Here is a 24,347-nt window from a genome sequence, read left to right on the forward strand (position 1 = left end):
ACTCGGCAAAATGACCCCGTAACTTCGGGAGAAGGGGTGCCCCGGTAGTGTGAATAGCACGAGGGGGCCGCAGTGAAAAGGCCCAAGCGACTGTTTAGCAAAAACACAGGTCTGTGCGAAGCCGCAAGGCGAAGTATACGGGCTGACGCCTGCCCGGTGCTGGAAGGTTAAGGGGAGCGGTTAGGGAGTAATCCCGAAGCTGTGAACCGAAGCCCCAGTAAACGGCGGCCGTAACTATAACGGTCCTAAGGTAGCGAAATTCCTTGTCAGGTAAATTCTGACCCGCACGAATGGCGTAACGACTTGGGCGCTGTCTCAACGAGAGATCCGGTGAAATTTTAATACCTGTGAAGATGCAGGTTACCCGCGACAAGACGGAAAGACCCCATGGAGCTTTACTGCAGCTTGATATTGGATTTGGGTACGATCTGTACAGGATAGGTGGGAGCCTTTGAAACCTGAGCGCCAGCTTGGGTGGAGGCGCCGTTGGGATACCACCCTGATCGTATCTAGGTTCTAACCTGGTACCGTAATCCGGTATGGGGACAGTGTCAGGTGGGCAGTTTGACTGGGGCGGTCGCCTCCTAAAGAGTAACGGAGGCGCCCCAAGGTTCCCTCAGAATGGTTGGAAATCATTCGAAGAGTGCAAAGGCAGAAGGGAGCTTGACTGCGAGACCTACAAGTCGAGCAGGGACGAAAGTCGGGCTTAGTGATCCGGTGGTACCGCATGGAAGGGCCATCGCTCAACGGATAAAAGCTACCCTGGGGATAACAGGCTTATCTCCCCCAAGAGTCCACATCGACGGGGAGGTTTGGCACCTCGATGTCGGCTCATCGCATCCTGGGGCTGAAGTAGGTCCCAAGGGTTGGGCTGTTCGCCCATTAAAGCGGTACGCGAGCTGGGTTCAGAACGTCGTGAGACAGTTCGGTCCCTATCTGTCGTGGGCGTAGGAAATTTGAGAGGAGCTGTCCTTAGTACGAGAGGACCGGGATGGACGTACCGCTGGTGCACCAGTTGTTCCGCCAGGAGCATGGCTGGGTAGCTACGTACGGACGGGATAAGCGCTGAAAGCATCTAAGCGTGAAGCCCCCCTCAAGATGAGATTTCCCAGCATGTAAGACCCCTTGTAGACGACGAGGTAGATAGGTTGGAGGTGGAAGTGCAGCAATGCATGGAGCTGACCAATACTAATCGGTCGAGGGCTTATCCTAAAAGCTTTCTTACAGAAAGCTTGCTACGGAAGCATATGCTTATATAAAATGTAGATTCGTTTCGTATCTAGTTTTCAGGTGATCAAGCACTTGAACGTTTGGTGGCGATAGCGGAGGGGTTCCACGCGTACCCATCCCGAACACGACCGTTAAGCCCTCCAGCGCCGATGGTACTTGGACCGAAGGGTCCTGGGAGAGTAGGACGTTGCCAAGCGAAGGACCACTGTTGATAACATCGACAGTGGTTTTTTTGTTCCTCCGCTCCTGTTGATAAGGGGCTTTTTTCATCCACAGGCTCCAATGTTTTTGACATTCCTTCATCTGAATTATGCACAGATAACGTTTTCGACTCCCCGTTTCGCCAAAAAACCATCCACAAATACACAAAATGATCCCCATAACCCACAGATGATCGTGAATAACCACGACAAGAATCCTGTTCTTTATATTAGTTGTCCCCAGGTAAACAGGATAGATTGCAGGATGGATTGACTTTGCACACAGGTTTTGCCATACTCGTCTTTGAATTCAATGATTGTCAGGACGATGATGCTCTGACTGAATTCGCAGGCACATCCTTAATAGGCGAGGTGGAAGCATGGAAATCCGGAATTTACGGGAAGATGAATTTGAGCAGAGTACTCGGCTAAGCGAATATGCTTTTCAATACAAGATGACTCCCGATCAGAAGCAGCTGGCCAAAGAACGATTTAAACCTGAGCAGGTGTGGGGCATTTTTGACGAAGATGAGCAACTGGCGGCTAAGCTGGTGTTAATCCCGTTTACGGTATCGGTTCAAGGTGAGAGTTTTCCTATGGGCGGGATTGCGAGCGTTTCCACATGGCCGGAAAACCGCCGGCAGGGTTATATTAAGCATCTGCTGACGCACGCGCTGCAGCAGATGAATGAGAACGGGCAGGTCTTTTCCATGCTGCATCCTTTTTCCTACCCGTTTTACCGGAAATACGGCTGGGAAATGTTCAGTGAGTACAAGAAATATGTCATTTCTACCGATAAATTGCCGGCAAAGGTCATCACTGAAGGTGCGATTCGGCGGGATATCAAGGACGTGGATGTTCTGGATACGGTCTATGCTGCATTTTCCAAACGTTATAATGGATTAATGGTTCGGACGCGGGAATGGTGGACCCGTTCGGTATTGGACGAGGATGGACATACCGCGGTATATTATTCGGCATCAGGTGCGCCGGAAGGATATGTTCTTTATAAGGTGGAAAACAAGGAGTTTACCATCGATGAACTCGTTTATGTCACGGATGAGGCACGCCGTGCGCTATGGACATATATCGCCAATCACGATTCAATGGTGACGCAGGTAATCGTCAATTTTATACCGATGGATGATAGTCTTACATATCATTTGGCCGATCCACGTATAAACCAGGAAATTGTCCCATATGGGATGGCCCGTGTCGTAAATATGAAGAAACTCGTCGAAGCTTATCCTTTTACAGCCTCCGGCGAGGGGGGATGCGAGCATCTAACTATTCAGCTGACGGATATGTATGCACCTTGGAATGAAGGCGTTTGGAGTTGGTCGTTCTCATCGGACGGAACCGCATCGGTCTCTCCCCTGGATTCATCTCAAGAACAGCAGGAAGAGGTCCTTAGCTGCGACATCCAGGCACTGACCGTCATGCTGACGGGGTTCAAACGGCCGGCTGAGCTATACCAATCCGGACGAATTGCAGGCAGTGCGAAGGCAGTGAGCATCCTGGAAGCGCGGATCCCCGTCCGACAGACCTTGTTTATGGACTTCTTTTAATTATGGAATAAAATACCTTTCTGTACAATTCTAATGAGACGGGATCCGGTCAGAATAATAGCCCTCTGCATACGCTGCAGGGGGTTATTTCGTATTGGTGCGGTATAAAAAGAAGGAGAACGTCAAAAATGAAAATACACCCTCTTGGCAAAACGTGAGAATATGTTATAATTTAGATCAAAGAAAGTCAAAGTCAACGTAAATTCAAATGTATGTTTGTTTACGGTTGAACTCACAATAGTGAATGCGCAAGGTTTAGATCAGTTATAACATATTCACCGGGTTAAGATCCAGATTCGAGCCCACGACCATTGGTTAAGTTTAAAGGAGATGGTTTGGGTATGCGAACGGACTAACGAATGACCATGAAGGTCTTGACGTTTTAACGTAATGGAGGATGAACAATGCGTAATATCTCTGATATTATTGAACAATATCTGAAGGGTATTCTGCATGATAGTCCCGAAGGAATGATTGAAATTCAGCGCAACGATCTGGCTGATCAGTTCTCATGCGTTCCATCCCAGATCAACTATGTGATCAGTACACGATTCACGCTGGAAAAAGGTTATCTTGTGGAAAGCAAGCGCGGTGGCGGAGGGTATATCCGGATTCAACGGATTGAACTCCCGCAATACTCGGCGCTTCATACGCATCTCCACCAAACGATTGGGGAACGCATCGATCAGAACGTGGCCGAAGGGCTGATCTATCAGTTGGAGGAGGCACGCATCCTTAGCAAACGCGAAGCGAGCATTATGCGCGCCGCGATATCCAGAGAGTGCCTGATGATCAAGCTTCCTTACCGGGATGAGATACGTGCTCGGCTGATGAAGGCGATGCTGATTTCTTTGTTAGGCAAATAGGCTTACGGAGAAAAAGGAGGTACATCGGTATGCTTTGCCAAGAATGTGGTAAGAGACCGGCGACTCTCCATTTTACCAAGATTGTGAATGGTGAGAAGACGGAGTTTCATTTTTGCGAATCCTGTGCCCGGGAGAAAGGGGAAATGATCCCCGGAACCTCTGGCGGATTTTCTATACACAGCCTGCTGTCTGGTCTCATGGACATTGACATGGCCGGCAAAGGGGCGGCAAGCAGCGCCAAGGCTGCTCAATCGCTGAGATGTGAAGAGTGCGGGATGACGTACTCGCAGTTCAGCAAAATCGGCCGGTTCGGCTGCAGCTCCTGTTATAAGTACTTCGGCAACCGCCTGGACCCTTTGCTCAAAAGAGTTCACGGCAGTACCGTACATGTCGGCAAGCTGCCCAAGAGAGGCGGCAGCAAAATTCAAGCCAAACGGAAAATCGACGGCTTGAAGCTCGAGCTTCAGCAGCGTATTCATGAAGAGGAATTCGAAGAGGCTGCGAAGCTGCGCGACCAGATCCGTATGCTTGAGAAAGAATTGTCGGAACAGTAAAGTTCACTCGAAGGAGGAGGAATGCGTGATGCCAAATCTCCGGTTCACCGAGAAAGCGCTGAGCGATTGGATGCGCGGCCAGGCCGATGCTTCCGAAATCGTCATCAGCAGCCGGGTTCGGGTTGCGCGCAACCTGCAGCATCTTCCTTTTCCGCTATTGGCCACCCGCCAGCAGTCGGAGGAAGTGCTCAAACGTCTGACGGGTATTCCCAGTGATCACCTTCAGTCTTTTGGAACTTTTTATACCGTGGAGCTCGACCACATCGATCCGCTGGACAAAAGGGTGCTGGTAGAGAAGCATTTGATCAGCCCCAATTTGGCGAATGAATCCCAGAACGGCGCGGTGATCCTCAGTGAGGACGAATCGGTCAGCATTATGATTAACGAAGAGGACCATCTTCGCATTCAATGTCTATACCCCGGTTTTCAAATCCGCCAAGCGTGGGAGAAGGCCTCGAGCATTGACGATAAATTTGAGGAATACATCGATTACGCCTTTGACGATAAGCACGGGTACTTGACCAGCTGTCCAACCAATGTGGGCACAGGCCTGCGGGCTTCGGTCATGATGCACCTCCCGGCGCTGGTGATGACCCAGCAGATCAACCGGATTTTATCCGCCGTTTCACAAGTTGGGCTCACCGTTAGAGGAATTTACGGGGAAGGCAGCGAAGCAATAGGTAACCTGTTCCAAATTTCGAATCAGATTACATTGGGACAGACCGAGAATGAAATCATCGACAACCTCCACAGCGTCGTGCTGCAGATTATTGAGCATGAGAAAAATGCACGCACGCGGCTTATGAACGATTCCAGACTCCGCATTACCGACCGCATCAAACGGTCCTACGGGATTTTATCCTACGCGGAAGTGATGGATTCGAAGGAGGCGGGGCAGCGTCTCTCCGACGTGCGCCTTGGGGTTGACCTCGGGATTCTCGAAGGACCGTCCATTTCGGTGATGAATGAACTGAATGTGATGACCCAGCCGGGCTTCCTGCAGAAAACCTACGGTCACGATATGAACACTGAAGAACGCGATATTTACCGGGCGAAGCTCATCCGGGAAACCCTCGGAAAGCGCTGAGCCTTTATGATATACAGCTTTACGATGAAGGACGCAAGTGTAGAAGCGATGATAAAACTCATGGAGGTGCAGGAGATATGATGTTCGGAAGATTTACGGAACGTGCGCAGAAGGTGCTGGCATTGGCACAAGAGGAAGCGGTTCGTTTAGGGCATAACAACATTGGTACGGAGCATATTTTGCTCGGACTGATCCGGGAAGGGGACGGCATAGCCGCTAAAGCTTTAATCGGACTCGGACTTGGCCTTGAAAAAATCCAGGATGAAGTGGAGACGCTCATCGGACGGGGACAGGAACAGCCGACGAATATCGCTTATACCCCTCGCGCCAAAAAAGTAATTGAGCTGTCCATGGACGAAGCGCGCAAACTGGGTCATACGTATGTGGGCACAGAGCACATCCTGCTCGGCCTCATTCGCGAAGGCGAAGGCGTGGCCGCCCGTGTGTTGAATAATCTCGGCATCAGCCTGAATAAGGCACGCCAGCAAGTGCTGCAGCTGCTGGGCAGCAGCGAAGCTGTATCCAGCCATCACGGCAACCAATCCAACGTCAGCACGCCGACGCTCGACAGCCTGGCCCGTGACTTGACTGCGATTGCCAAGGAAGGCAACCTGGATCCGGTTATCGGACGCAGCAACGAAATCGAAAGAGTCATCCAGGTCCTCAGCCGCCGGACCAAAAACAATCCGGTGCTGATCGGTGAGCCGGGGGTTGGTAAAACCGCCATCGCCGAAGGCCTGGCGCAAAAGATCATCAACAACGAAATCCCGGAAACGCTGCGTGACAAACGCGTGATGACGCTGGACATGGGATCGGTTGTAGCCGGTACGAAATACCGCGGCGAGTTCGAGGACCGCTTGAAGAAAATTATGGATGAGATCCGCCAAGCGGGCAACATCATCCTCTTTATCGACGAGCTGCATACGCTGATCGGTGCCGGCGGCGCGGAAGGTGCTATCGACGCATCCAACATTCTGAAGCCGTCGCTTGCCCGGGGCGAACTGCAGTGCATCGGTGCCACTACGCTGGATGAGTACCGCAAATATATCGAGAAAGACGCCGCTCTGGAGCGCCGTTTCCAACCGATCACGGTGGATCAGCCGTCTCCGGAAGAAGCGATTCAAATTTTGTTCGGCCTGCGCGACCGCTATGAAGCGCATCACCGCGTGAAGATTACGGATGAGGCGATCGTGGAAGCCGTGAAGCTGTCGGACCGCTACATTTCCGACCGGTTCCTGCCGGATAAAGCGATCGACCTGATCGACGAGGCGGGCTCCAAAGTAAGGCTTCACACATACACCATTCCGCCGAATCTGAAGGAACTGGAAAGCCGGCTTGAAGATATCCGCAAGGAAAAAGATTCGGCCGTGCAAAGCCAGGAATTCGAGAAAGCGGCAGCCCTTCGCGATACGGAGCAGAAGATCCGCGAAGAGCTGGACGTTACAAAGAACCAATGGAAAGAAAAACAGGGCCGTACGGACTCCGAAGTGACGCCTGAGGATATCGCCCAGGTTGTGGCCAGCTGGACCGGTATTCCGGTCAGCAAGCTGAAGGAAGAAGAAACGGAACGCCTGCTGAATATGGAGACAATCCTGCACGAACGCGTTATCGGCCAGGAAGAAGCCGTCAAGGCGGTCAGCCGCGCGGTAAGACGTTCCCGTGCCGGTCTGAAGGATCCGAAACGTCCGATTGGATCGTTCATCTTCCTTGGACCTACGGGTGTCGGTAAAACCGAGCTGGCCCGTGCTCTGGCCGAAGCGATGTTCGGCGACGAAAATGCGGTAGTCCGCATCGACATGTCCGAGTACATGGAGAAACACTCCACGTCCCGGCTGGTCGGAGCGCCTCCGGGATACGTCGGCTATGACGAAGGCGGCCAGCTGACTGAAAAAGTACGCCGCAAGCCGTACTCGGTCGTTCTGCTGGACGAAATCGAGAAGGCGCACCCTGAAGTGTTCAACATTCTGCTTCAAGTGCTGGAGGACGGCCGTCTGACCGATTCCAAGGGCCGCGTGGTGGACTTCCGCAACACGCTGATCATTCTGACCTCCAACGTCGGTGCAGAAGCGATCAAGCGGAACTCCACGATGGGCTTCACGGCAGCCGCTGACGCGGGCGCCGATTACAACAACATGAAGGATAAAGTGATGGGAGAGCTGAAGAAGAGCTTCCGTCCGGAGTTCCTGAACCGGATCGACGAAATCATCGTCTTCCACTCACTCGAAGAGAAGCACATCGCCGAAATCGTGACAACGATGACCGAAGAGCTGCGTAAACGCCTGCGCGAATTCAATGTCGACTTTATCCTGACGGATAAAGCCAAGGCATTCCTCGCCAAAGAAGGCTACGACCCGGCATTCGGTGCCCGTCCGCTTCGCCGGGCGATTCAGAAGCATATCGAGGATCGTCTGTCGGAAGAATTGCTCACGGGCCATGTGTCCAAGGGCGACTCGCTGATCATCGATGAAGAGAACGGCGCGCTGACGGTCAGCAAAAACGAAAATGTATCGGCCAATACACAGTCGTAAATGAGCCGGTGACCTCATAAGAAGCCTGAAACACAAGGGATTGCCCCGCCGGTTTTTATGGACCCGGCGGGTCGGTCCCTTTTTTATTTGTTTCGCAGTGATAAATCAATGTAAAGTTTTTGGATAGACTTTACGATAAATCTTAATAAATGGTAAACTTAAAATAATGCCAAAATTCTGAGGTAACGACATAATTAGACAAATTGGCGGCAGCAAAGGAGAGAGCATGGCCAAATCGAAAACGAAATTTTACTGTACCGAGTGCGGCTATGAAGCTGCCAAGTGGTACGGAAAGTGTCCGGGCTGCCAAGCCTGGAACTCGATGGTAGAAGAAACGGAAAGCATCATCAAGACGCAGGGGATGAATTCCCCGCTTTTTCATAGTAAAGAAAAGCCGCTTTCGATCATAAATATAGAGAGCAGCCAGGAAGCTAGGGTGCTGACCGGGATCGGCGAGCTCAACCGCGTTCTGGGCGGCGGGATCGTTCCCGGATCGCTCATTCTCGTCGGGGGCGACCCCGGCATCGGCAAGTCGACCCTGCTCCTGCAAACGTCGCACGCTCTGACGCAGTCCGGCCTGCGCGTGCTGTACGTGTCCGGTGAGGAATCGGTCCGTCAGACCAAGCTCCGGGCGGACCGCCTCGGCGCCCTGTCGCCGGAACTGTACGTTCTGTGCGAGACCAATATGGATCTGATCGAAGAGGCGATCGAGAGTGTAAAGCCTCAGTTTTTGGTGATCGACTCCATCCAGACGGTCTACATTCCCGAGGTGACCAGCGCGCCGGGAAGCGTGGCGCAGGTCCGGGAATGTACGGCCCGGTTTATGCGGGTAGCCAAGGGGCTCGGCATCGCCACCGTCCTTGTGGGGCATGTTACAAAGGAAGGGGCCATCGCCGGACCGAGGCTGCTGGAGCATATGGTGGACTGTGTGCTTTATTTTGAAGGTGAGCGTCATCATACCTACCGGCTGTTAAGAGCCGTTAAGAACCGCTTTGGATCGACTAATGAGATCGGCATTTTCGAGATGAACGAGGTCGGGCTGGTCGAAGTGGGAAACCCGTCGGAGCTGTTTCTGTCCGAGCGCCCGCTCGGCGTGGCGGGATCCACGGTCGTGGCCAGCATGGAGGGCACCAGACCCGTCCTGGTCGAGCTTCAGGCCTTGATCTCTTCCACGCATTTTCCGTCACCCCGGCGCATGTGCACCGGGATCGACCATCACCGGATGGGACTGATCATTGCGGTGCTGGAGAAGCGGATGGGCATGTTCCTGCAGAATCAGGATGCGTACCTGAACGTGGCGGGGGGCGTCAAGCTGGACGAACCGGCGGTCGATCTCGCCATCGCCGTCAGCATCGCCTCCAGCTTTCGGGATATTCCGACAAAGCCGTATGACGTCATGTTCGGCGAAGTCGGGCTGACCGGCGAAGTCCGGGGCGTCTCCCGTGTGGAACAGCGCGTCCGGGAAGCGGAGAAGCTGGGGTTCAAGCGGATTATTTTACCGGAGAAAAGTTTGAAAGGATGGAGGCACCCCAAAGGTATTGAAATCATCGGAGTGAGTACCGTTGCAGATGCACTAGCGGTCGCGTTAGATTAGGGGGCAAATGAAGATGAAAGAACCGAGCCAATTGGAGAAAATGAACGATTTATTGAAGCTCGTGGCACCCGGCACGCCGTTTCGCGACGGCCTGGAAAACGTGCTGCGCGCCAAAACCGGGGGACTGCTGGTGGTCGGCTACAGTCCCGAAGTGATGGAGGTTGTGGACGGTGGCTTCTCCATCAACTGCGATTTCTCGCCCAACTACTTATATGAGCTGGCCAAGATGGACGGGGCCATCATTTTGAGTGAAGACCTGAAGCGGATTCTGTATGCCAACACCCAGCTGATTCCGGACTCGTCCATATCTTCGATCGAAACGGGGATTCGGCACCGGACGGCCGAGCGGGTCGCCAAACAGACCGGCAAGCTGGTCGTGTCGATTTCCCAGCGCCGGAACATCATTACCTTGTACCAAGGGACGCTCCGCTACGCGTTGAAAGAGATCGGCGTCATTCTGACCAAAGCCAACCAGGCGCTTCAGACGCTGGAGAAGTACCGGGCGGTGCTGAACCAGTCGCTGACGAACCTGTCGGCTTCCGAATTCGAAGAGCTGGTCACCGTTCCCGAAGTGGTCAACGTCATTCAGCGTGTGGAGATGGTTCTGCGCATCAAGATGGAAATCAAGCGATACATCAACGAGCTGGGGAACGAAGGGCGCCTGATCAGCATGCAGATGGAAGAGCTCGTGAGCAACATGGAGGAAGAAGCCTGGCTTCTGTACAAAGACTATGCCCGTGACGACAACGATGAGAAGATCCGCGAGATGATCGCCGGACTGAAACGGGCGACCGACGACGAGCTGCTCGATATCCACTATGTCGTCCGCCTGCTGGGATATCCGTTGTCGGCTGCAACCTCAGAAGAGTCTGTAGCACCCCGTGGTTACCGCATCCTCAATAAAATTCCACGTCTGCCGAACGTCATCATTCACAACCTGGTGGAACGCTTTGAACGGCTGCCGCATATCATGATGGCTACGATCGAAGAATTGGATGAAGTGGATGGAATTGGCGAAGTCAGAGCCCGCAATATTAAAGAGGGACTGAAACGCTTGCAGGAACAAGTATTCATTGACAGACAAATTTAAATGCCATACAATCAATGGATGACATGGGGGTACTACGATATTTGAGGTGAGAAAATGTTTACGAAATCAATTCCGAACATGTGTACCTTGGGTAACTTGTTTCTCGGAATGGTAGGGATTATGCTGGCCCTAGACAACAAGCTGAGCTTGGCGGCCATCATGATTATCATTGCAATGCTTCTCGACGGATTGGACGGCCGGGTGGCCCGGGCGCTCAATGCACAGAGTGAGTTGGGCAAGGAACTGGACTCCCTCTCGGATGTAATTTCCTTTGGTGTTGCACCCGCTCTTATCATGTACATTTCTTGTTTCCACGATATGCATCATGCGCTGATCTGGACGGTAACCGCCGTATTTCCCATGTGCGGGGCGCTTCGGCTTGCCCGTTTCAACGTCCAATCAGGCAGCCCGGGATACTTTATAGGTCTGCCTATACCGGCAGCGGGCGGTGTGCTTGCTACATTATCTTTGTTCCGTGATGATATTTCCGCCCCCTATATGATCATCGCCATGCTGCTGCTGTCATACCTGATGGTCAGCACGGTCCGGTATCCGAACTTCAAGAAAATCGGCTTTCCGAAGAAGGCGATGATGTACGCGCCGTTCGTCATCCTTGCCGGAGTTGCGGTCGCCGTCACGTTCCCGGATCAGCTCTCCAAGCTGATTTTCCTGCCGTTGGTGCTGTATGCCGCTTACGGTGTGAAGGAGAACGTGAGAAGGTTGTCGCGGAGACGCCGGCGCCATCGCGAGCAGTCCGATAAAGTGTTCAACGACCACTCCTCATAAACGACGTCCTGTTTAATAGAACGGGATGTAAAAATAAAAAGCATTTATTTCCTGCCCGGAGCAGCGAGATAAATGCTTTTTTTGATGTATAAAAAATCTTGTCTTCTATGACATGTTAAACAGACCGAGGGTAGAGCATTTTTGCGATTCCTTCCGGACCACTTCATCCATATTGATATCGAGCAGATTGCACAGCGCCGACATATAGAACAGGTTCCGCCCCAGCTCGGTGCTGATCACCTCGCGGCAGTTCTCGCACAGCTCCCCTTGGACATGGGTCCGTACCGTTTCCTTGGCTTCCTCGAGGTTCAGTCCCGGAGCAAAGGTTTGTTTGGTGGCATGAAGTTCAATACAACCGCAATCGGTAATCGCCTTGGCGACGGACCGGTTAACGGAGGCACTGCTTTGTCCATTCTTTGACAATACATCCAGCAGACTGCGGTGACGGAGCAACAGTTCGGAAACCTGATCTTGAAAGTCTTGTAAACTTGGTGTGCCCATGTAACCTATTCACCTCTAACCTCTAGTTTTTTGAATTGAACTTATTATATTCCAGTCAATTCCCCATTTTCAACCAAAAACGAGACTTCTGTAGGATGGTACAAAAGAAAGGTTCAGCCGTCCAATAAAAATTGGAATATACAGGATTAGGTTGCTGCAAAATGGACCATACTGCTAATGAAATCTGCAACTATTAAAAATATGGATTTAAGGAGGTGAGGGAACTGATGCTGAGGAAATCGATCACGGCATTTGCCGGATTATGCGGGGCATGGATCGGATACTCGCTGCATCATGCAGCAGGCTGGTCGTTCCCTGGAATTGGAATTGATGATTCGCTGTGGGGCAGCCTGATGTTCGCTGTGGTTGGCGCAATTTTATTTATGTTGATTGGTTCCCTGTGTGCTCAAGCTGTATCGTATCGTCTGCATTCGTTTATCGCTTCGTTCTCGAACACGCCGATGAATGAACTGGCGGCCGGAGCGTCGGGTCTGATCGGAGGACTGCTGCTGGCTCTATTAATCTACCCCAGCCTTGCCTGGATTGGACATGCCGGGGATTTGCTGGCTGTCGGCGTGACGTTTGTGTGCGGTTATATGGGACTCCGGATTGGCTTGGAAAAGAAAGAGGAGCTCGCTTCCCTGTGGACTTCTGGCAAATGGAGCCGGGGCGAGCTGCCGGAGGAACGCCGGATTGAGGAGCATAAAATTCTCGATACGAGCGTCATCATCGATGGCCGGATCGCGGACATCTGCAAAACCGGTTTTATCGAAGGAACGATCGTCATTCCCGAATTCGTACTGGAAGAGCTTCAGCATATCGCGGATTCCTCGGACCTCTTGAAGCGGAACCGCGGACGCAGAGGACTCGATATTTTGAACAAGATCCAGAAGGAACTGGACGTCAGGGTGCTGATCTATGAAGGGGATTTCGAAGAAATTTCCGAAGTGGACAGCAAACTGGTGAAGCTCGCCAAAGTGCTGCAGGGCAAAGTGGTGACCAACGATTTTAACCTGAACAAGGTGTGCGAGCTGCAAGGCGTATCCGTACTGAATATTAACGATTTGGCCAACGCCGTGAAGCCGGTCGTCCTGCCGGGGGAAGAAATTATGGTGCAGGTGATCAAGGACGGCAAAGAGCATGGCCAGGGAGTGGCTTATCTCGACGACGGAACCATGATTGTGGTTGAAGGCGGACGCGACTATATAGGCAATATGATGGAAGTGCTGGTAACGAGCGTGCTGCAGACCTCCGCGGGGCGGATGATCTTCGCCAAACCGAAACTGTTGGAAAAAGCCCAGTAAACGCGGTATGATGGGGGTATACTCTTTTTCGGTCAGTTGTTGAGGAGGCTTTGCATCGACTTGGGCACAGAGAATCAGGTGGGCGTCATTGTGGTATCCGCGGGCCGCGGCTCCCGGATGGGGACGCAGGAAAGCAAGCAGTACCTTATGCTTGAAGACAAGCCCATCATTATGCATACGCTTGACATTTTTGAACAAATGCCGCTGGTGAAAGAAGTGGTCCTGGTCACCGGTGCGGACGATATTCCGCGCTGCGAGCAGTGGATCCAGGATTACGGACTTGGTAAAGTAACCAAGGTCATCGCCGGCGGAAGCGAAAGACAACAATCCGTATACAACGGCTTGATGGAAATTGGCACAGAATGGGTAATGGTTCATGACGGGGTTCGCCCGTTCGTGGAACCTGAACACATTGAGGCATGCTACCGGAAGGCACTCCAGGAAGGAGCGGCCGTGCTGGCGGTGCCGGTGAAGGATACCATCAAGCAGGTGAACGATTCGGGGACGATTCTGGCGACCCCTGATCGCCGGAGTCTGTGGGCCATTCACACCCCACAGGCTTTTCGTCTTTCCGATTTGAAAAGGGCTCATGAACGCGCCGCAGCGGACGGCTTCGCCGGCACCGACGACTCCATGCTCGTGGAGCGGCTGGGCATTCCCGTGGCGGTTGTGGAAGGCAGCTATACGAATATCAAAATTACGACGTCGGAAGATTTGGAGTACGCCGCATTTATGCAGAAACGCAAGGGAGAGAAAAAGGGATGATACGTGTAGGACAAGGGTTTGACGTTCACCAGCTGGTGGAGGGCAGGCCGTGCATCATTGGCGGAGTCACGATTCCGTACGAGAAGGGACTGCTGGGACATTCCGACGCGGACGTGCTGCTGCATGCCGTTGCAGATGCGATTTTGGGTGCGCTTGCGCTGGGGGACATCGGCAAGCATTTTCCCGATACGGATCCGGAATTCAAGGACGCGGACAGTTTGAAGCTGCTGCTGCATGTATGGGGCCTCGCCAAGGAGCGGGGGTATCGCCTGGGCAACATCGATTCGACCATTATCGCCCAGCGTCCGAAAATGGCTCCTTATATTCCGCAGATGGCTGAAGTCATCGCCAAGGCGCTGGATGCCGACGTGACGCAGGTCAACGTGAAGGCGACTACGACGGAGCAGCTCGGATTCACCGGTCGGGGAGAAGGCATTGCAGCCCAATCGGTTGTATGCTTGATCCAAGATGTGCTATCATCTTGAAGGATTTAAGCTGGAATAGGGTAAAGTATTTCTGAACGGACTTTTATTGATCAATGATATGACGGAGGGGATCAGGATGAGCAAAGTGCGCGTACGTTATGCACCGAGTCCAACCGGACATTTACATATTGGCAATGCCAGAACGGCGCTGTTTAACTATTTGTATGCCCGTAACCAGGGCGGAGAGTTTATTATCCGAATCGAAGATACGGACGTGAAGCGGAATATCGAAGGCGGCGAAGAAAGCCAGCTGAAGTATTTGAAATGGCTTGGCATGGACTGGGACGAAAGCGTTGATGTGGGCGGGGCGTACGGCCCTTACCGCCAGACCGAACGTCTGGACATTTACAAGAAATACTGGCAGGACCTGCTGGACCGCGGCTTGGCTTACCGCTGCTATTGCACCGAGGAAGAGCTGGAGAAGGAACGGGAAGAGCAGATCGCCCGCGGCGAGACGCCGCGCTATTCCGGCAAGCACCGTGACTTGACGCCTGAGCAGTGCCAGGCATTCGAAGCGGAAGGCCGGGTGGCCAGCATTCGCTTCCGGGTACCGGACAATAAAACGTACACGTTCAACGATATGGTCAAAGGAACGATTTCTTTCAATACCCAGGACACCGGTGACTTTGTCATTGTGAAAAAGGACGGCATTCCGACTTACAACTTCGCGGTGGTGCTCGACGACCATCTGATGGAAATTTCCCACGTCCTGCGCGGGGAAGACCATATTTCCAACACGCCGCGCCAGCTGATGATCTACGAGGCGTTCGGCTGGGAGCCGCCGCAGTTCGGTCATATGACGCTGATCGTGAATGAGAACCACAAGAAGCTCAGCAAGCGGGATGAATCGATCATCCAGTTCATCGAGCAGTACGACCAGTTGGGTTACCTCCCGGAAGCAATGGTGAACTTTATCGCCCTGCTGGGCTGGTCTCCGGAAGGCGAAGAAGAGATTTACAGCAGAGAAGAGCTGATCAAGATCTTCAATCCGGACCGCCTGTCGAAGAGCCCGGCCGTGTTCGATCAGAACAAGCTGGCTCACCTGAACAATACGTACATTAAGAATGCCGATATCGACCGGATTACGGAGCTGGCGATTCCGCACTTGCAGCGGGCGAGCCGCCTTCCGGCCGAACTGGATGAGGAGCAAAAGGCCTGGACGCGCAAACTGGTCGCCCTCTATCAGGAGCAGATGACAGCCGCATCGGATATTGTCGATCTGTCGGAGGTGTTCTTCCGCTCTCATCTGGAAATCGATCAGGAAGCCCTGCCAGTACTGGCTGAGGAGCAGGTACCTACCGTATTGTCCGCGCTGCTGGCGAAGATCGAAGCTTCGGAGGAGTATACCGCTTCGCATATTGCCGCGCTTATCAAAGAGGTTCAGAAGGAGACCGGCGTGAAAGGCAAGCAGCTCTTTATGCCGATCCGCGTCGCGCTAACCGGCCAGATGCATGGCCGCGATCTGAACGAGACGATCTTCCTGCTGGGCCGCGGACGCGTTATCGAGCGGTTGAAATCGCAAATTAAGGGAGCATAGGTGGATTCTTTCTTGTAATCACAGCATATTCTAACCCATAAGCTCCCTGAAACACTTCTTGTCAGTAAGACGACTTATCGGCTATAATTACAAGCAAAATCTATTCGGCCCCGCTGTTACAGGGAGTGCCGAATGATCCAATGTGCGATCAGCGAAGATCAGGAGAAGTACATTGATCACGCCATTGACAGAGAGGGTGACCGCAAGGGAGGCGCAAGTTTTCCTTTAGGCTGGAAGTTACCTATTGGCCGGCAGTGGAAATGCACCTGTGAGCTGCATGGATGAGCGGAGGAGGATCTCCCCCGTTAGACTGTGCCGGACGTCCGCCGTTATAAGGACAGAAAGTGGGGCTTTTCGTTTGCGATGCAGTCTGCCGGAATTATCGGCGGGCACGTCAGCAGCAAGGCCCAAGCAGAGTGGGACCGCGCGTATAACGTCTCTGCAGCATGATGCTGCAGGGGCGTTTTTTGTTGAAAGAATCTTCGCTGAGCGTGTTGGGCTTCGATGAACAAGCGTCGATGAAGAAACGTCGATGATCGCTTTTGTTGTCAGGACGAGAAGGGGTTGTGCCTCCACGTAACGATGGAGAACAGAAGAAGCAAAGAGGGGAACGGATATGTTCAAGCAAATGAAATCGGATATCCAAACCGTATTCGAGAATGATCCGGCGGCCAGAAGTCTGTTCGAGGTCATTTTCACCTATTCCGGACTGCATGCCATCTGGGCTCATCGGGTTGCGCATGCACTGTACAAACGCCGGTGGTTTACGCTGGCGCGCGTGATTTCCCAGGTCAGCCGTTTCATGACGGGGATCGAGATCCATCCCGGAGCGAAGATCGGCAAGCGCCTGTTCATCGATCATGGCATGGGTGTGGTCATCGGGGAGACCTGTGAGATCGGGGACGACGTCGTCATTTACCAGGGCGTTACCCTCGGGGGCACCGGGAAGGAAAAAGGCAAACGGCATCCGACTATCGGCAACAATGTCGTCATTGCGTCAGGCGCGAAAGTGCTGGGTTCGTTTACGGTCGGAGACCAGTGCAACATCGGAGCCAACTCGGTCGTTCTGAAGGAAGTCCCCTCGAACAGCACGGTGGTGGGCATTCCGGGAAGAATCGTGAAGCAGGACGGGCGCCGGGTGGACCGTCTCAGCCACCAGCTGCCTGACCCGATCGTCGATTCGCTGCGCAGCATGCAGCAGGAGATCGAACAGCTTCGCGGTGAATTGGAAAGACTACAAACGGAAAACAACCAGCTGCAGCAGGAGGAAACCCCGGCTGGAGCACGTTCGAAATAAAGAAGCAGCGAATTTCATGGATGAAAGGAAATGTGGATATGTCCCTTCAAATTTATAATACGATGATCCGGGCGAAAGAAGAGTTTGTGGCGAAGCAGCCGGGAAAGGTGAACATGTACGTGTGCGGTCCGACCGTATACGACTACATTCATATCGGGAATGCGCGTCCGATGATCTTTTTCGACGTCGTTCGCTCATATCTGGAGCAGATCGGCAACGAAGTCAATTACGTGGTGAACTTCACGGACGTGGACGACAAGCTGATCCGCAAGGCCGAACAGATGAACAGCACTGTGCCTGTGGTGGCGGATACGTTTATTAAAGCGTACTACGAGGACCTCGACGGGCTGGGCATCCATAAGGCGACGATCAACCCGAGGGTGACGGAGAACATGGATAACATCATCGCCTTTATCAAGGAGCTTGAAGACGAAGGCTTCGCTTATGAAAAAGGGGGCGACGTGTTCTACCGGACCGGCAAGTTTGCGGGTTACGGCAAGCTATCGCATCAGAAGCTGGAGGAGCTGCAGTTCGGCATCCGGATCGGCGTCGACGAGCGGAAGGAAAGCCCGGAAGACTTCGTGCTTTGGAAGGCGGCGAAGCCGGGAGAGATTTACTGGGCAAGCCCTTGGGGTGACGGCCGCCCTGGCTGGCATATCGAATGCTCGGCCATGGCCCGCCGCTACCTTGGCGACACCCTGGATATCCACGGAGGCGGACAGGACCTGCAGTTTCCGCATCACGAGTGCGAAATTGCGCAGTCGGAAGCTTTGACCGGCAAGCCGCTGGCCAACTACTGGATGCATAACGGGTACATCAAGATCAATAACGAAAAAATGTCGAAATCGCTCGGAAACGGCATTTTGGTCAAGGATCTGCGCGCCCAATATAAAAAAGAAGCGATCCGCTACTTCATGCTGTCCACGCATTACCGCAATCCGCTCAACTTCAACAGCGAAACGATGGATCAGGCGATGAAGAGCGTGGAGCGGATCGCCAACGCCGTCACGAATATGAAGCACCGCCTGAATACGGTGGCTCCGGACGGAAACGGTCCGGTCCGCGAATCCGTGCAGCAGAAGCTGGATGCGATTCTGGCTTCCTACTATGAAAAAATGAACGATGATTTCAATACGCCGGATGCGATTACCTCCGTATTCGAATGGGTCAGTGAAGCCAACCTGCTGCTTCAGGAGCCTGTGGCGAACCCTGCGGAACTGAAGGCGATGCTGGCGGCTTTTGACGAATTGAACGCGGTGCTGCGGCTCTATTTCGAGGAAAAGGCCGAGCTTCTGGACGAGGAAGTGGAGCAGCTGATCGCCGAGCGTGCCGAAGCCCGCAAGAACAAAAACTGGGGCCGCGCGGATGAAATCCGCGACGAGCTCGCGGCCAAGGGAATTCTGCTGGAGGATACGGCGCAGGGCATGCGCTGGCGCCGCAAATGAGCGGGGCGGACGGCAACGAACTGCTGCCGGAAAGTGCGGGAAGCTGGATGTTCAGCTACCCGCCATCCAAGCCGGCCCGGCTGATTCCGCCGATCGTCTTGGCTTATATTGGCGATGCTATCTATGAGGTGGCCATCCGCCAATATTTGATTTCCAAGACGAACCTGCGGCCCAATCAGCTGCACCGTTCGGCGACCGGACTCGTCTCAGCCAAGGCCCAGAGCCGGATTGTCGGTGCGCTGGAGGAGATGCTGACCGAAGAGGAACGCGACGTGGTCCGCCAAGGCCGCAACGCCAAGTCGGGCACCATTCCGAAAAATGCCGACGTGCTGGAATATCGGCATGCCACCGCGTTCGAGTCCCTGATCGGATACTTGTACTATACCGGGCAGTTCGAGCGCATGCAGGAGTTAATCGACACGGGGATCAAGTTTATAGAGCAGCAGCCCAAGAAGAAATAAGACGGCAGGCCATCATAGGCAATAAGAATCAGGAGGAAAATCGATGGAGGAAGAAATCATTGCCGGGAAGCATTCGGTCACCGAAGCGCTTCGATCCGGGCGGACGATCAATAAAATATGGATTGCGGAAAATGCCCAAAAGCATCTGACGCAGCCGATCATTTTCGAGGCCAAAAAGCTTGGCGTCGTCATTCAGCAGGTGGACAAACGTAAGCTGGACCAGATGGCGCCGGGTATGCAGCATCAAGGGGTAGTGGCGCAGGCGGCGCCTTACGCCTACGCCGAAGTGGAGGACATCCTGCAGGCCGCGGAAGCCAAGGGGGAATCGCCGTTCATCTTGCTGTTGGATGAGATCGAAGATCCGCACAATCTCGGCTCGATTCTCCGGACCGCAGACTGCACCGGCGTTCATGGGGTAATCGTGCCGAAACGCCGGTCGGCGCAGGTTACCGCGACCGTGTCCAAGACGTCCGCCGGCGCCGCCGAATACGTCCCGGTCGCACGCGTCACGAACCTGGGGCAGACCATTGAGGAGCTGAAAGAGAGAGGAATTTGGGTCGTCGGTACCGACGTGTCGGCTTCCTCCGAGATGTACGACACGAATGTGTTTGACGGCCCCGTCGCCGTGGTCATCGGTAACGAAGGGAAAGGCATGGGCAGACTGATCCGCGAAAAATGCGATGTTTTGGTGAAACTCCCCATGAAAGGTCAAATCAACTCGCTTAACGCTTCCGTGGCCGCGGGAGTCGTGATGTACGAAGTTCTGCGCCGGCGCCGCACCCAAGGTTAGCCGGAATGGCGGCTTTGCGCGATGTGCTTCTGGTCGATGGCTATAATATGATCGGCGGATGGCCGTCCCTTGCAGAGCTGTCGCAGATCAGCATGCAGGAGGCCAGGGACGAGCTGCTGGCCAGGCTGGCCGATTACCAGGCTTTTTCCGGAAGAAAAGTGATCGCGGTATTTGACGCCTACCGGGTGCCGGGTCTGGGCAAGTCCTTTTCGCAGAGCAAGGTCCAGGTGTACTTTACGAAGGAGAAGGAGACGGCGGACGAATGCATTGAGCGTCTCGTTGGAGAGCTGACCCGGCGAAGCAGGCAGATCTATGTGGCGACCAGCGATTTGATCGAACAGCATGTCATCTTCGCGCGGGGAGCGCTTCGCTTGTCCGCCAGGGAGCTGCTGATCGAAGTGGAGAACAGCGAGCAGATGATCCAGAAGCGGATCAAGGAAGATCAGGCCAGATCGACGCGCAATACGCTGGACAGCAAGCTGTCGCCGGACATCCGCGAAATCTTCGAACGATGGCGGCGGGAATAGCCAACTTTTGTATGAAATGACAAATTTGCAGCTCTTGACAATTTTGCTATCGCTGTTCTTTTTTGGATAATCCGTGGTTGACGGCTCGGAGAGCATCATTTATACTGTTCGTATATTTCACGAGTAACGGGTACCTTGCGTTGCAGCCGGGGGGTTTCTTGGTGAGCGTCGACCTTAAAGAGTTAATGTTATCTGATTATGATTACAAGACGGATGAGGACGTAGTCGAATATTTCCGCGAGGGTGACAGTGAAGCGCTGGAATACTTGATCAACAAGTATCGGAATTTCGTGCGGGCCAAAGCCAGATCTTATTTTCTGATCGGCGCCGACCGCGAGGATATCATCCAGGAAGGCATGATCGGTTTATACAAATCGATCCGTGATTTCAGAGGGGACAAGCAGTCCTCGTTTAAGGCTTTTGCCGAGCTGTGCATTACGAGGCAGATCATTACGGCGATCAAGACCGCGACGAGACAGAAGCATATCCCGCTGAATTCTTACGTGTCGTTGGACAAGCCTATCTATGATGAGGATTCCGACCGTACGCTGCTTGACGTGATTTGCGGCTCGCAGGTATGCGATCCGGAAGAGCTGATTATTAACCAGGAAGAGTTCGTCGGACTCGAGGACAAGATGTCCGAGATTCTGAGCGACTTGGAGCGCAAAGTGCTGATGCTGTATTTGGATGGCCGCTCCTATCAGGAAATTGCGGTGGATTTGAAACGGCATGTGAAATCGATCGATAATGCTCTGCAGCGGGTCAAGCGCAAGCTGGAGAGATATTTGGAAGTTCGCGACAATTGAACAGACGCTAAGGTGAAGAAAGGCTCGTAAGGAGTCTTTTTTTATTCACACCGGAAGTGCCGAGGTTTAACCTCTGGACGAATGAATCATACTGGTAAATGAATGCAGGCGGCTTATGATGAGAAAAAAGGCTTGAAACGACAGGGAATCGTGGTTTTTAAACGCGTATTGACAAGGCCATTCTTTCGTTGACATGGTTTGACCCTTGTGATAAAGTGTTTTAGGTAGGCCTAAATTCGCGTGTTTTAATGAATGAGAGAGCAAAGGCTTCGGCACGAGCTTAATCGTTCATTTCGCAGGAACGGTTTTTTTTCTTTTCAGCGATGAAAAGTTTAGGCTGTTTCCTACTAGGGATCAATATTGACTCTTCTGAAATAGAAGGACGTCTTCGGGAGGTGCACAGCATGCGGGTAATTATCACTTTGGCTTGTACGAATTGCAAACAAAGAAACTATACGACGACCAAAAACAAGCGAAATCACCCCGACCGCATGGAGATGAAGAAATTTTGCAAGTTTTGTAACGAGCAAACTCCTCATCGCGAAACCAGATAGTTTTTTGGAGGTGTAGTCGGCGTGAAAGGTTTCAAGTCTCTGTTTTCCTTTTTCTCTGAAAGCTGGGCGGAACTTAAAAAAGTTCGCTGGCCTAATCGTAAAGAGTTGACGAATTACACGCTTATCGTACTTGGCACCATTGCGATCGTCACGATTTATTTTTGGGTTCTAGATATCGGCATTTCCGCTGTGATCGAAGCGATTATTTAAGAAGGGTCCCGGGTGGCTTGATATGGAAAAAAGATGGTACGTAGTTCATACCTACTCTGGGTATGAGAATAAGGTCAAAGCCAATTTGGAAAAACGTGTTGAGTCCATGGGCATGGAAGACAAGATTTTCCGCGTTCTTGTTCCGATGGAAGAAGAAGTGGTAAACAAGGACGGCAAGAAAAAGGTCGTCATGAGAAAGGTTTACCCCGGATATGTCTTGGTGGAAATGATCCAGACTGACGATTCCTGGTACGTTGTACGCAATACGCCAGGGGTTACGGGATTTGTCGGTTCGACGGGTTCGGGTTCCAAGCCGACGCCTTTGCTTCCGGAAGAAGTGGAACAGATTCTGAAGCATATGGGTATGGAAGAGCCGAAGCCGAAGATCGAATTCGATATTAAAGAATCCGTACGTATCAAAGTTGGTCCTTTTGCGAATTTTGTTGGCTCGGTAGAAGAAATTCTCGTCGACAAGAGCAAGCTGAAGGTACACGTCAACATGTTTGGACGGGAAACCCCGCTTGAGCTGGATTATACTCAGGTGGAGAAGATATAAAGTTCTTCAGGTTTCTTGTGGGAGGGCTTCGAGGCCCGCTAACCACTTTTGAAGGAGGTGTCTTACATGGCAAAGAAGGTAATCAAGGTTGTTAAACTGCAAATCCCTGCAGGTAAAGCGAATCCGGCGCCGCCAGTAGGTCCAGCATTGGGTCAAGCAGGTGTCAACATCATGGCATTCTGTAAAGAATTCAACGCTCGTACCGCTGATCAAGCTGGTCTGATCATTCCGGTTGAAATTTCGGTATTTGAGGATCGTTCCTTTACGTTCATTACCAAAACTCCACCGGCTGCAGTTCTGCTTCGCGTAGCTGCCAAAATCGAGAAGGGTTCCGGCGAACCTAACAAGAAGAAAGTCGCTACCGTTAAACGCAGCACTGTCCGTGAAATCGCTGAGCAAAAAATGCCTGACCTGAACGCAGCTTCCGTTGAAGCAGCTATGCGTATGGTTGAAGGTACTGCGCGCAGCATGGGTATCACAATCGAAGACTAATTCGGTTTTTCTTGCGACACCCGGCCTATGAGGCCGGCACATGTGGGAGGAATATCCGCTAAAACCACAAAGGAGGAACAAACATGGCTAAACATGGTAAGAAGTATGTTGAAGCTGCCAAGCTGATCGACAGTGAAGCAGTATACGAGCCAGCAGAAGCTGTAGAGCTTGTGAAAAAGGCTGCGACTGCCAAGTTCGACGAAACCGTTGAAGTTGCAGTTCGTTTGGGCGTTGACCCACGTAAACAAGACCAAGCCGTTCGTGGTGTCGTTGTCCTGCCTCATGGCACGGGTAAAACACAACGCGTATTGGTATTTGCGAAAGGTGACAAAGCGAAGGAAGCGGAAGCGGCTGGCGCAGATTTTGTTGGCGATCAAGACATGATCAACAAGATCCAACAAGGCTGGTTCGAATTCGACGTCTGCGTCGCTACACCTGATATGATGAGCGAAGTCGGTAAACTGGGCCGTCTGCTCGGTGGTAAAGGCCTTATGCCTAACCCTAAAGCAGGAACAGTTACGTTCGATGTTGCCAAGGCTGTTCAAGAAATCAAAGCCGGTAAAATCGAATACCGTCTGGACAAAGCAGGTCAAATTCACGCACCGATCGGTAAAGTATCCTTTGATGCGGTCAAACTGAATGAGAACCTCAAATCTCTCATCGACGCACTCAACCGTGCTAAACCAGCTGCTGCAAAAGGTGTTTATCTGAAGGGGATCGCCGTATCCTCGACGATGGGACCAAGCGCACGCGTGAATACAGCAACCTTTAAATAAGTTATCGTTGACTCGTTCTGAGTTATCTGTTACTATATAAAAGTTGTTGTTTAGGTCCTTGTGACCGACCACTAAAGTTGAATATGCTTACCGTAGACAGTAGGTGCCTAAGGGCTTAATTTCCTACCGAGGTGTTGTGATAGAATATATATGATTTTCCTGCGCTTTGCCCGGACAATCATCATTCATCAGGCCTTCGTAAATCTACGGAGGCTTTTTACTTGCCTATGAAATCGGAGAAGCCAAGAGTACTCAGACTCGAAGCGGACTCCGACGTAGATCGAACTGGCGGCCGGCAAGTCCGGCTGGACAGTCATTGAAACTTTCAGGAGGTGTAG

General features: G+C 52.5%; 24 protein-coding genes, 2 rRNA genes and 1 other annotated feature (1 of these 27 only partly in view). Of the genes, 25 read left to right on the forward strand and 1 reads right to left on the reverse strand.

Annotated elements, in window-relative coordinates:
* From GCU45_RS19345 to pssA, 10 genes are all read left to right on the forward strand, one after another.
* A 23S ribosomal RNA gene (locus tag GCU45_RS19345) occupies nucleotides 1-1,212 on the forward strand (it extends 1,718 nt beyond the left edge of the window).
* 97 nt (nucleotides 1,213-1,309) lie between these two features.
* Nucleotides 1,310-1,426, forward strand: a 5S ribosomal RNA gene (gene rrf / locus GCU45_RS19350).
* Between the two features lie 384 nt (nucleotides 1,427-1,810).
* Nucleotides 1,811-2,998 (forward strand): GNAT family N-acetyltransferase, encoded by a 1,188-nt coding sequence (locus tag GCU45_RS19355; RefSeq protein WP_152400020.1) that lies wholly within the window; start codon nucleotides 1,811-1,813, stop codon nucleotides 2,996-2,998.
* Between the two features lie 404 nt (nucleotides 2,999-3,402).
* Nucleotides 3,403-3,864 (forward strand): CtsR family transcriptional regulator, encoded by a 462-nt coding sequence (locus GCU45_RS19360; RefSeq protein WP_076176703.1) that lies wholly within the window; start codon nucleotides 3,403-3,405, stop codon nucleotides 3,862-3,864.
* A gap of 29 nt (nucleotides 3,865-3,893) precedes the next feature.
* Nucleotides 3,894-4,418, forward strand: a complete 525-nt coding sequence (locus GCU45_RS19365; protein WP_152400021.1) for a protein-arginine kinase activator protein McsA — start codon at nucleotides 3,894-3,896, stop codon at nucleotides 4,416-4,418.
* A 28-nt stretch (nucleotides 4,419-4,446) separates the two neighbouring features.
* The gene (locus GCU45_RS19370) at nucleotides 4,447-5,505 is read left to right on the forward strand and encodes a protein-arginine kinase McsB (RefSeq protein WP_145165258.1); all 1,059 of its coding nucleotides are present in this window, start codon (nucleotides 4,447-4,449) and stop codon (nucleotides 5,503-5,505) included.
* Nucleotides 5,506-5,582: 77 nt separating this feature from the next.
* Nucleotides 5,583-8,033, forward strand: coding sequence for an ATP-dependent protease ATP-binding subunit ClpC (gene clpC / locus GCU45_RS19375; protein WP_152400022.1), 2,451 nt, complete (start codon nucleotides 5,583-5,585; stop codon nucleotides 8,031-8,033).
* A 226-nt stretch (nucleotides 8,034-8,259) separates the two neighbouring features.
* A complete protein-coding gene (gene radA, locus GCU45_RS19380; protein ID WP_089549786.1) occupies nucleotides 8,260-9,627 on the forward strand; it encodes a DNA repair protein RadA in 1,368 nt (455 codons plus the stop codon).
* A 13-nt stretch (nucleotides 9,628-9,640) separates the two neighbouring features.
* Nucleotides 9,641-10,717: a DNA integrity scanning diadenylate cyclase DisA gene (gene disA, locus GCU45_RS19385; protein ID WP_076176708.1), complete on the forward strand. Its 1,077-nt coding sequence runs from the start codon at nucleotides 9,641-9,643 to the stop codon at nucleotides 10,715-10,717.
* 54 nt (nucleotides 10,718-10,771) lie between these two features.
* The gene (gene pssA / locus GCU45_RS19390) at nucleotides 10,772-11,503 is read left to right on the forward strand and encodes a CDP-diacylglycerol--serine O-phosphatidyltransferase (RefSeq protein WP_076176709.1); all 732 of its coding nucleotides are present in this window, start codon (nucleotides 10,772-10,774) and stop codon (nucleotides 11,501-11,503) included.
* A 105-nt stretch (nucleotides 11,504-11,608) separates the two neighbouring features.
* Here pssA and GCU45_RS19395 read toward each other — a convergent pair whose 3' ends face one another.
* Nucleotides 11,609-12,004 (reverse strand): nucleoside triphosphate pyrophosphohydrolase family protein, encoded by a 396-nt coding sequence (locus GCU45_RS19395; RefSeq protein ID WP_076176710.1) that lies wholly within the window; start codon nucleotides 12,002-12,004, stop codon nucleotides 11,609-11,611.
* A gap of 227 nt (nucleotides 12,005-12,231) precedes the next feature.
* Between GCU45_RS19395 and GCU45_RS19400 the strand changes: the two genes are divergently transcribed.
* The 15 genes from GCU45_RS19400 (at nucleotide 12,232) to rplA (ending at nucleotide 24,009) form a co-directional block, all read left to right on the forward strand.
* Nucleotides 12,232-13,308: a PIN/TRAM domain-containing protein gene (locus GCU45_RS19400; protein WP_076176711.1), complete on the forward strand. Its 1,077-nt coding sequence runs from the start codon at nucleotides 12,232-12,234 to the stop codon at nucleotides 13,306-13,308.
* A 54-nt stretch (nucleotides 13,309-13,362) separates the two neighbouring features.
* The gene (gene ispD / locus GCU45_RS19405) at nucleotides 13,363-14,073 is read left to right on the forward strand and encodes a 2-C-methyl-D-erythritol 4-phosphate cytidylyltransferase (RefSeq protein WP_425281301.1); all 711 of its coding nucleotides are present in this window, start codon (nucleotides 13,363-13,365) and stop codon (nucleotides 14,071-14,073) included.
* Complete coding sequence (ispF, locus tag GCU45_RS19410) at nucleotides 14,070-14,558, forward strand: 2-C-methyl-D-erythritol 2,4-cyclodiphosphate synthase (protein WP_105441910.1); 489 nt, start codon at nucleotides 14,070-14,072, stop codon at nucleotides 14,556-14,558. The genes ispD and ispF overlap by 4 nt, the downstream gene beginning before the upstream one ends.
* 76 nt (nucleotides 14,559-14,634) lie before the next feature.
* Nucleotides 14,635-16,095: a glutamate--tRNA ligase gene (gene gltX, locus GCU45_RS19415; RefSeq protein ID WP_152400023.1), complete on the forward strand. Its 1,461-nt coding sequence runs from the start codon at nucleotides 14,635-14,637 to the stop codon at nucleotides 16,093-16,095.
* A 616-nt stretch (nucleotides 16,096-16,711) separates the two neighbouring features.
* Nucleotides 16,712-17,392: a serine O-acetyltransferase gene (gene cysE, locus GCU45_RS19420; RefSeq protein ID WP_152400024.1), complete on the forward strand. Its 681-nt coding sequence runs from the start codon at nucleotides 16,712-16,714 to the stop codon at nucleotides 17,390-17,392.
* Between the two features lie 38 nt (nucleotides 17,393-17,430).
* The gene (cysS, locus tag GCU45_RS19425) at nucleotides 17,431-18,837 is read left to right on the forward strand and encodes a cysteine--tRNA ligase (RefSeq protein WP_152400025.1); all 1,407 of its coding nucleotides are present in this window, start codon (nucleotides 17,431-17,433) and stop codon (nucleotides 18,835-18,837) included.
* Nucleotides 18,834-19,298 carry a Mini-ribonuclease 3 gene (locus tag GCU45_RS19430; RefSeq protein ID WP_145030018.1) on the forward strand — a complete coding sequence of 155 codons (465 nt, stop codon included), beginning with the start codon at nucleotides 18,834-18,836 and terminating at the stop codon, nucleotides 19,296-19,298. Before cysS ends, GCU45_RS19430 begins: the two co-directional genes overlap by 4 nt.
* Before the next feature lie 43 nt (nucleotides 19,299-19,341).
* Complete coding sequence (rlmB, locus tag GCU45_RS19435; RefSeq protein WP_152400026.1) at nucleotides 19,342-20,088, forward strand: 23S rRNA (guanosine(2251)-2'-O)-methyltransferase RlmB; 747 nt, start codon at nucleotides 19,342-19,344, stop codon at nucleotides 20,086-20,088.
* 5 nt (nucleotides 20,089-20,093) lie between these two features.
* A complete protein-coding gene (locus GCU45_RS19440) occupies nucleotides 20,094-20,615 on the forward strand; it encodes an NYN domain-containing protein (RefSeq protein WP_076176718.1) in 522 nt (173 codons plus the stop codon).
* A 161-nt stretch (nucleotides 20,616-20,776) separates the two neighbouring features.
* Nucleotides 20,777-21,421 carry an RNA polymerase sporulation sigma factor SigH gene (gene sigH, locus GCU45_RS19445; RefSeq protein WP_076176719.1) on the forward strand — a complete coding sequence of 215 codons (645 nt, stop codon included), beginning with the start codon at nucleotides 20,777-20,779 and terminating at the stop codon, nucleotides 21,419-21,421.
* Between the two features lie 404 nt (nucleotides 21,422-21,825).
* A complete protein-coding gene (rpmG, locus tag GCU45_RS19450; RefSeq protein ID WP_076176720.1) occupies nucleotides 21,826-21,975 on the forward strand; it encodes a 50S ribosomal protein L33 in 150 nt (49 codons plus the stop codon).
* A gap of 21 nt (nucleotides 21,976-21,996) precedes the next feature.
* A complete protein-coding gene (gene secE, locus GCU45_RS19455; RefSeq protein WP_076176721.1) occupies nucleotides 21,997-22,185 on the forward strand; it encodes a preprotein translocase subunit SecE in 189 nt (62 codons plus the stop codon).
* A 22-nt stretch (nucleotides 22,186-22,207) separates the two neighbouring features.
* A complete protein-coding gene (gene nusG, locus GCU45_RS19460) occupies nucleotides 22,208-22,741 on the forward strand; it encodes a transcription termination/antitermination protein NusG (RefSeq protein ID WP_076176722.1) in 534 nt (177 codons plus the stop codon).
* Nucleotides 22,742-22,807: 66 nt separating this feature from the next.
* On the forward strand, nucleotides 22,808-23,233 hold the full coding sequence (gene rplK, locus GCU45_RS19465; RefSeq protein WP_076176723.1) for a 50S ribosomal protein L11: 426 nt from the start codon (nucleotides 22,808-22,810) through the stop codon (nucleotides 23,231-23,233).
* Between the two features lie 83 nt (nucleotides 23,234-23,316).
* Complete coding sequence (rplA, locus tag GCU45_RS19470) at nucleotides 23,317-24,009, forward strand: 50S ribosomal protein L1 (protein ID WP_145950217.1); 693 nt, start codon at nucleotides 23,317-23,319, stop codon at nucleotides 24,007-24,009.
* A gap of 72 nt (nucleotides 24,010-24,081) precedes the next feature.
* Nucleotides 24,082-24,238 (forward strand) — a sequence feature (ribosomal protein L10 leader region).
* The last annotated feature ends 109 nt before the right edge of the window (nucleotides 24,239-24,347 follow it).

This window comes from Paenibacillus cellulositrophicus, from assembly GCF_009363095.1.
GTDB classification, from domain to species: Bacteria; Bacillota; Bacilli; order Paenibacillales; family Paenibacillaceae; genus Paenibacillus_AQ; species Paenibacillus_AQ favisporus.

Excerpts from the sequence above, each read along its gene's own strand:
- rpmG (WP_076176720.1), top strand. The coding sequence starts at position 21,826 with ATGCGGGTAATTATCACTTTGGCTTGTACGAATTGCAAACAAAGAAAC.
- GCU45_RS19370 (WP_145165258.1), top strand. The coding sequence starts at position 4,447 with ATGCCAAATCTCCGGTTCACCGAGAAAGCGCTGAGCGATTGGATGCGC.
- GCU45_RS19400 (WP_076176711.1), top strand. The coding sequence starts at position 12,232 with ATGCTGAGGAAATCGATCACGGCATTTGCCGGATTATGCGGGGCATGG.
- rplK (WP_076176723.1), top strand. The coding sequence starts at position 22,808 with ATGGCAAAGAAGGTAATCAAGGTTGTTAAACTGCAAATCCCTGCAGGT.
- GCU45_RS19395 (WP_076176710.1), bottom strand. The coding sequence starts at position 12,004 with ATGGGCACACCAAGTTTACAAGACTTTCAAGATCAGGTTTCCGAACTG.
- disA (WP_076176708.1), top strand. The coding sequence starts at position 9,641 with ATGAAAGAACCGAGCCAATTGGAGAAAATGAACGATTTATTGAAGCTC.
- nusG (WP_076176722.1), top strand. The coding sequence starts at position 22,208 with ATGGAAAAAAGATGGTACGTAGTTCATACCTACTCTGGGTATGAGAAT.
- rlmB (WP_152400026.1), top strand. The coding sequence starts at position 19,342 with ATGGAGGAAGAAATCATTGCCGGGAAGCATTCGGTCACCGAAGCGCTT.
- cysS (WP_152400025.1), top strand. The coding sequence starts at position 17,431 with ATGTCCCTTCAAATTTATAATACGATGATCCGGGCGAAAGAAGAGTTT.
- GCU45_RS19360 (WP_076176703.1), top strand. The coding sequence starts at position 3,403 with ATGCGTAATATCTCTGATATTATTGAACAATATCTGAAGGGTATTCTG.
- rplA (WP_145950217.1), top strand. The coding sequence starts at position 23,317 with ATGGCTAAACATGGTAAGAAGTATGTTGAAGCTGCCAAGCTGATCGAC.
- GCU45_RS19365 (WP_152400021.1), top strand. The coding sequence starts at position 3,894 with ATGCTTTGCCAAGAATGTGGTAAGAGACCGGCGACTCTCCATTTTACC.
- GCU45_RS19440 (WP_076176718.1), top strand. The coding sequence starts at position 20,094 with ATGGCGGCTTTGCGCGATGTGCTTCTGGTCGATGGCTATAATATGATC.
- GCU45_RS19430 (WP_145030018.1), top strand. The coding sequence starts at position 18,834 with ATGAGCGGGGCGGACGGCAACGAACTGCTGCCGGAAAGTGCGGGAAGC.
- radA (WP_089549786.1), top strand. The coding sequence starts at position 8,260 with ATGGCCAAATCGAAAACGAAATTTTACTGTACCGAGTGCGGCTATGAA.
- GCU45_RS19355 (WP_152400020.1), top strand. The coding sequence starts at position 1,811 with ATGGAAATCCGGAATTTACGGGAAGATGAATTTGAGCAGAGTACTCGG.
- clpC (WP_152400022.1), top strand. The coding sequence starts at position 5,583 with ATGATGTTCGGAAGATTTACGGAACGTGCGCAGAAGGTGCTGGCATTG.
- ispF (WP_105441910.1), top strand. The coding sequence starts at position 14,070 with ATGATACGTGTAGGACAAGGGTTTGACGTTCACCAGCTGGTGGAGGGC.
- gltX (WP_152400023.1), top strand. The coding sequence starts at position 14,635 with ATGAGCAAAGTGCGCGTACGTTATGCACCGAGTCCAACCGGACATTTA.
- pssA (WP_076176709.1), top strand. The coding sequence starts at position 10,772 with ATGTTTACGAAATCAATTCCGAACATGTGTACCTTGGGTAACTTGTTT.
- cysE (WP_152400024.1), top strand. The coding sequence starts at position 16,712 with ATGTTCAAGCAAATGAAATCGGATATCCAAACCGTATTCGAGAATGAT.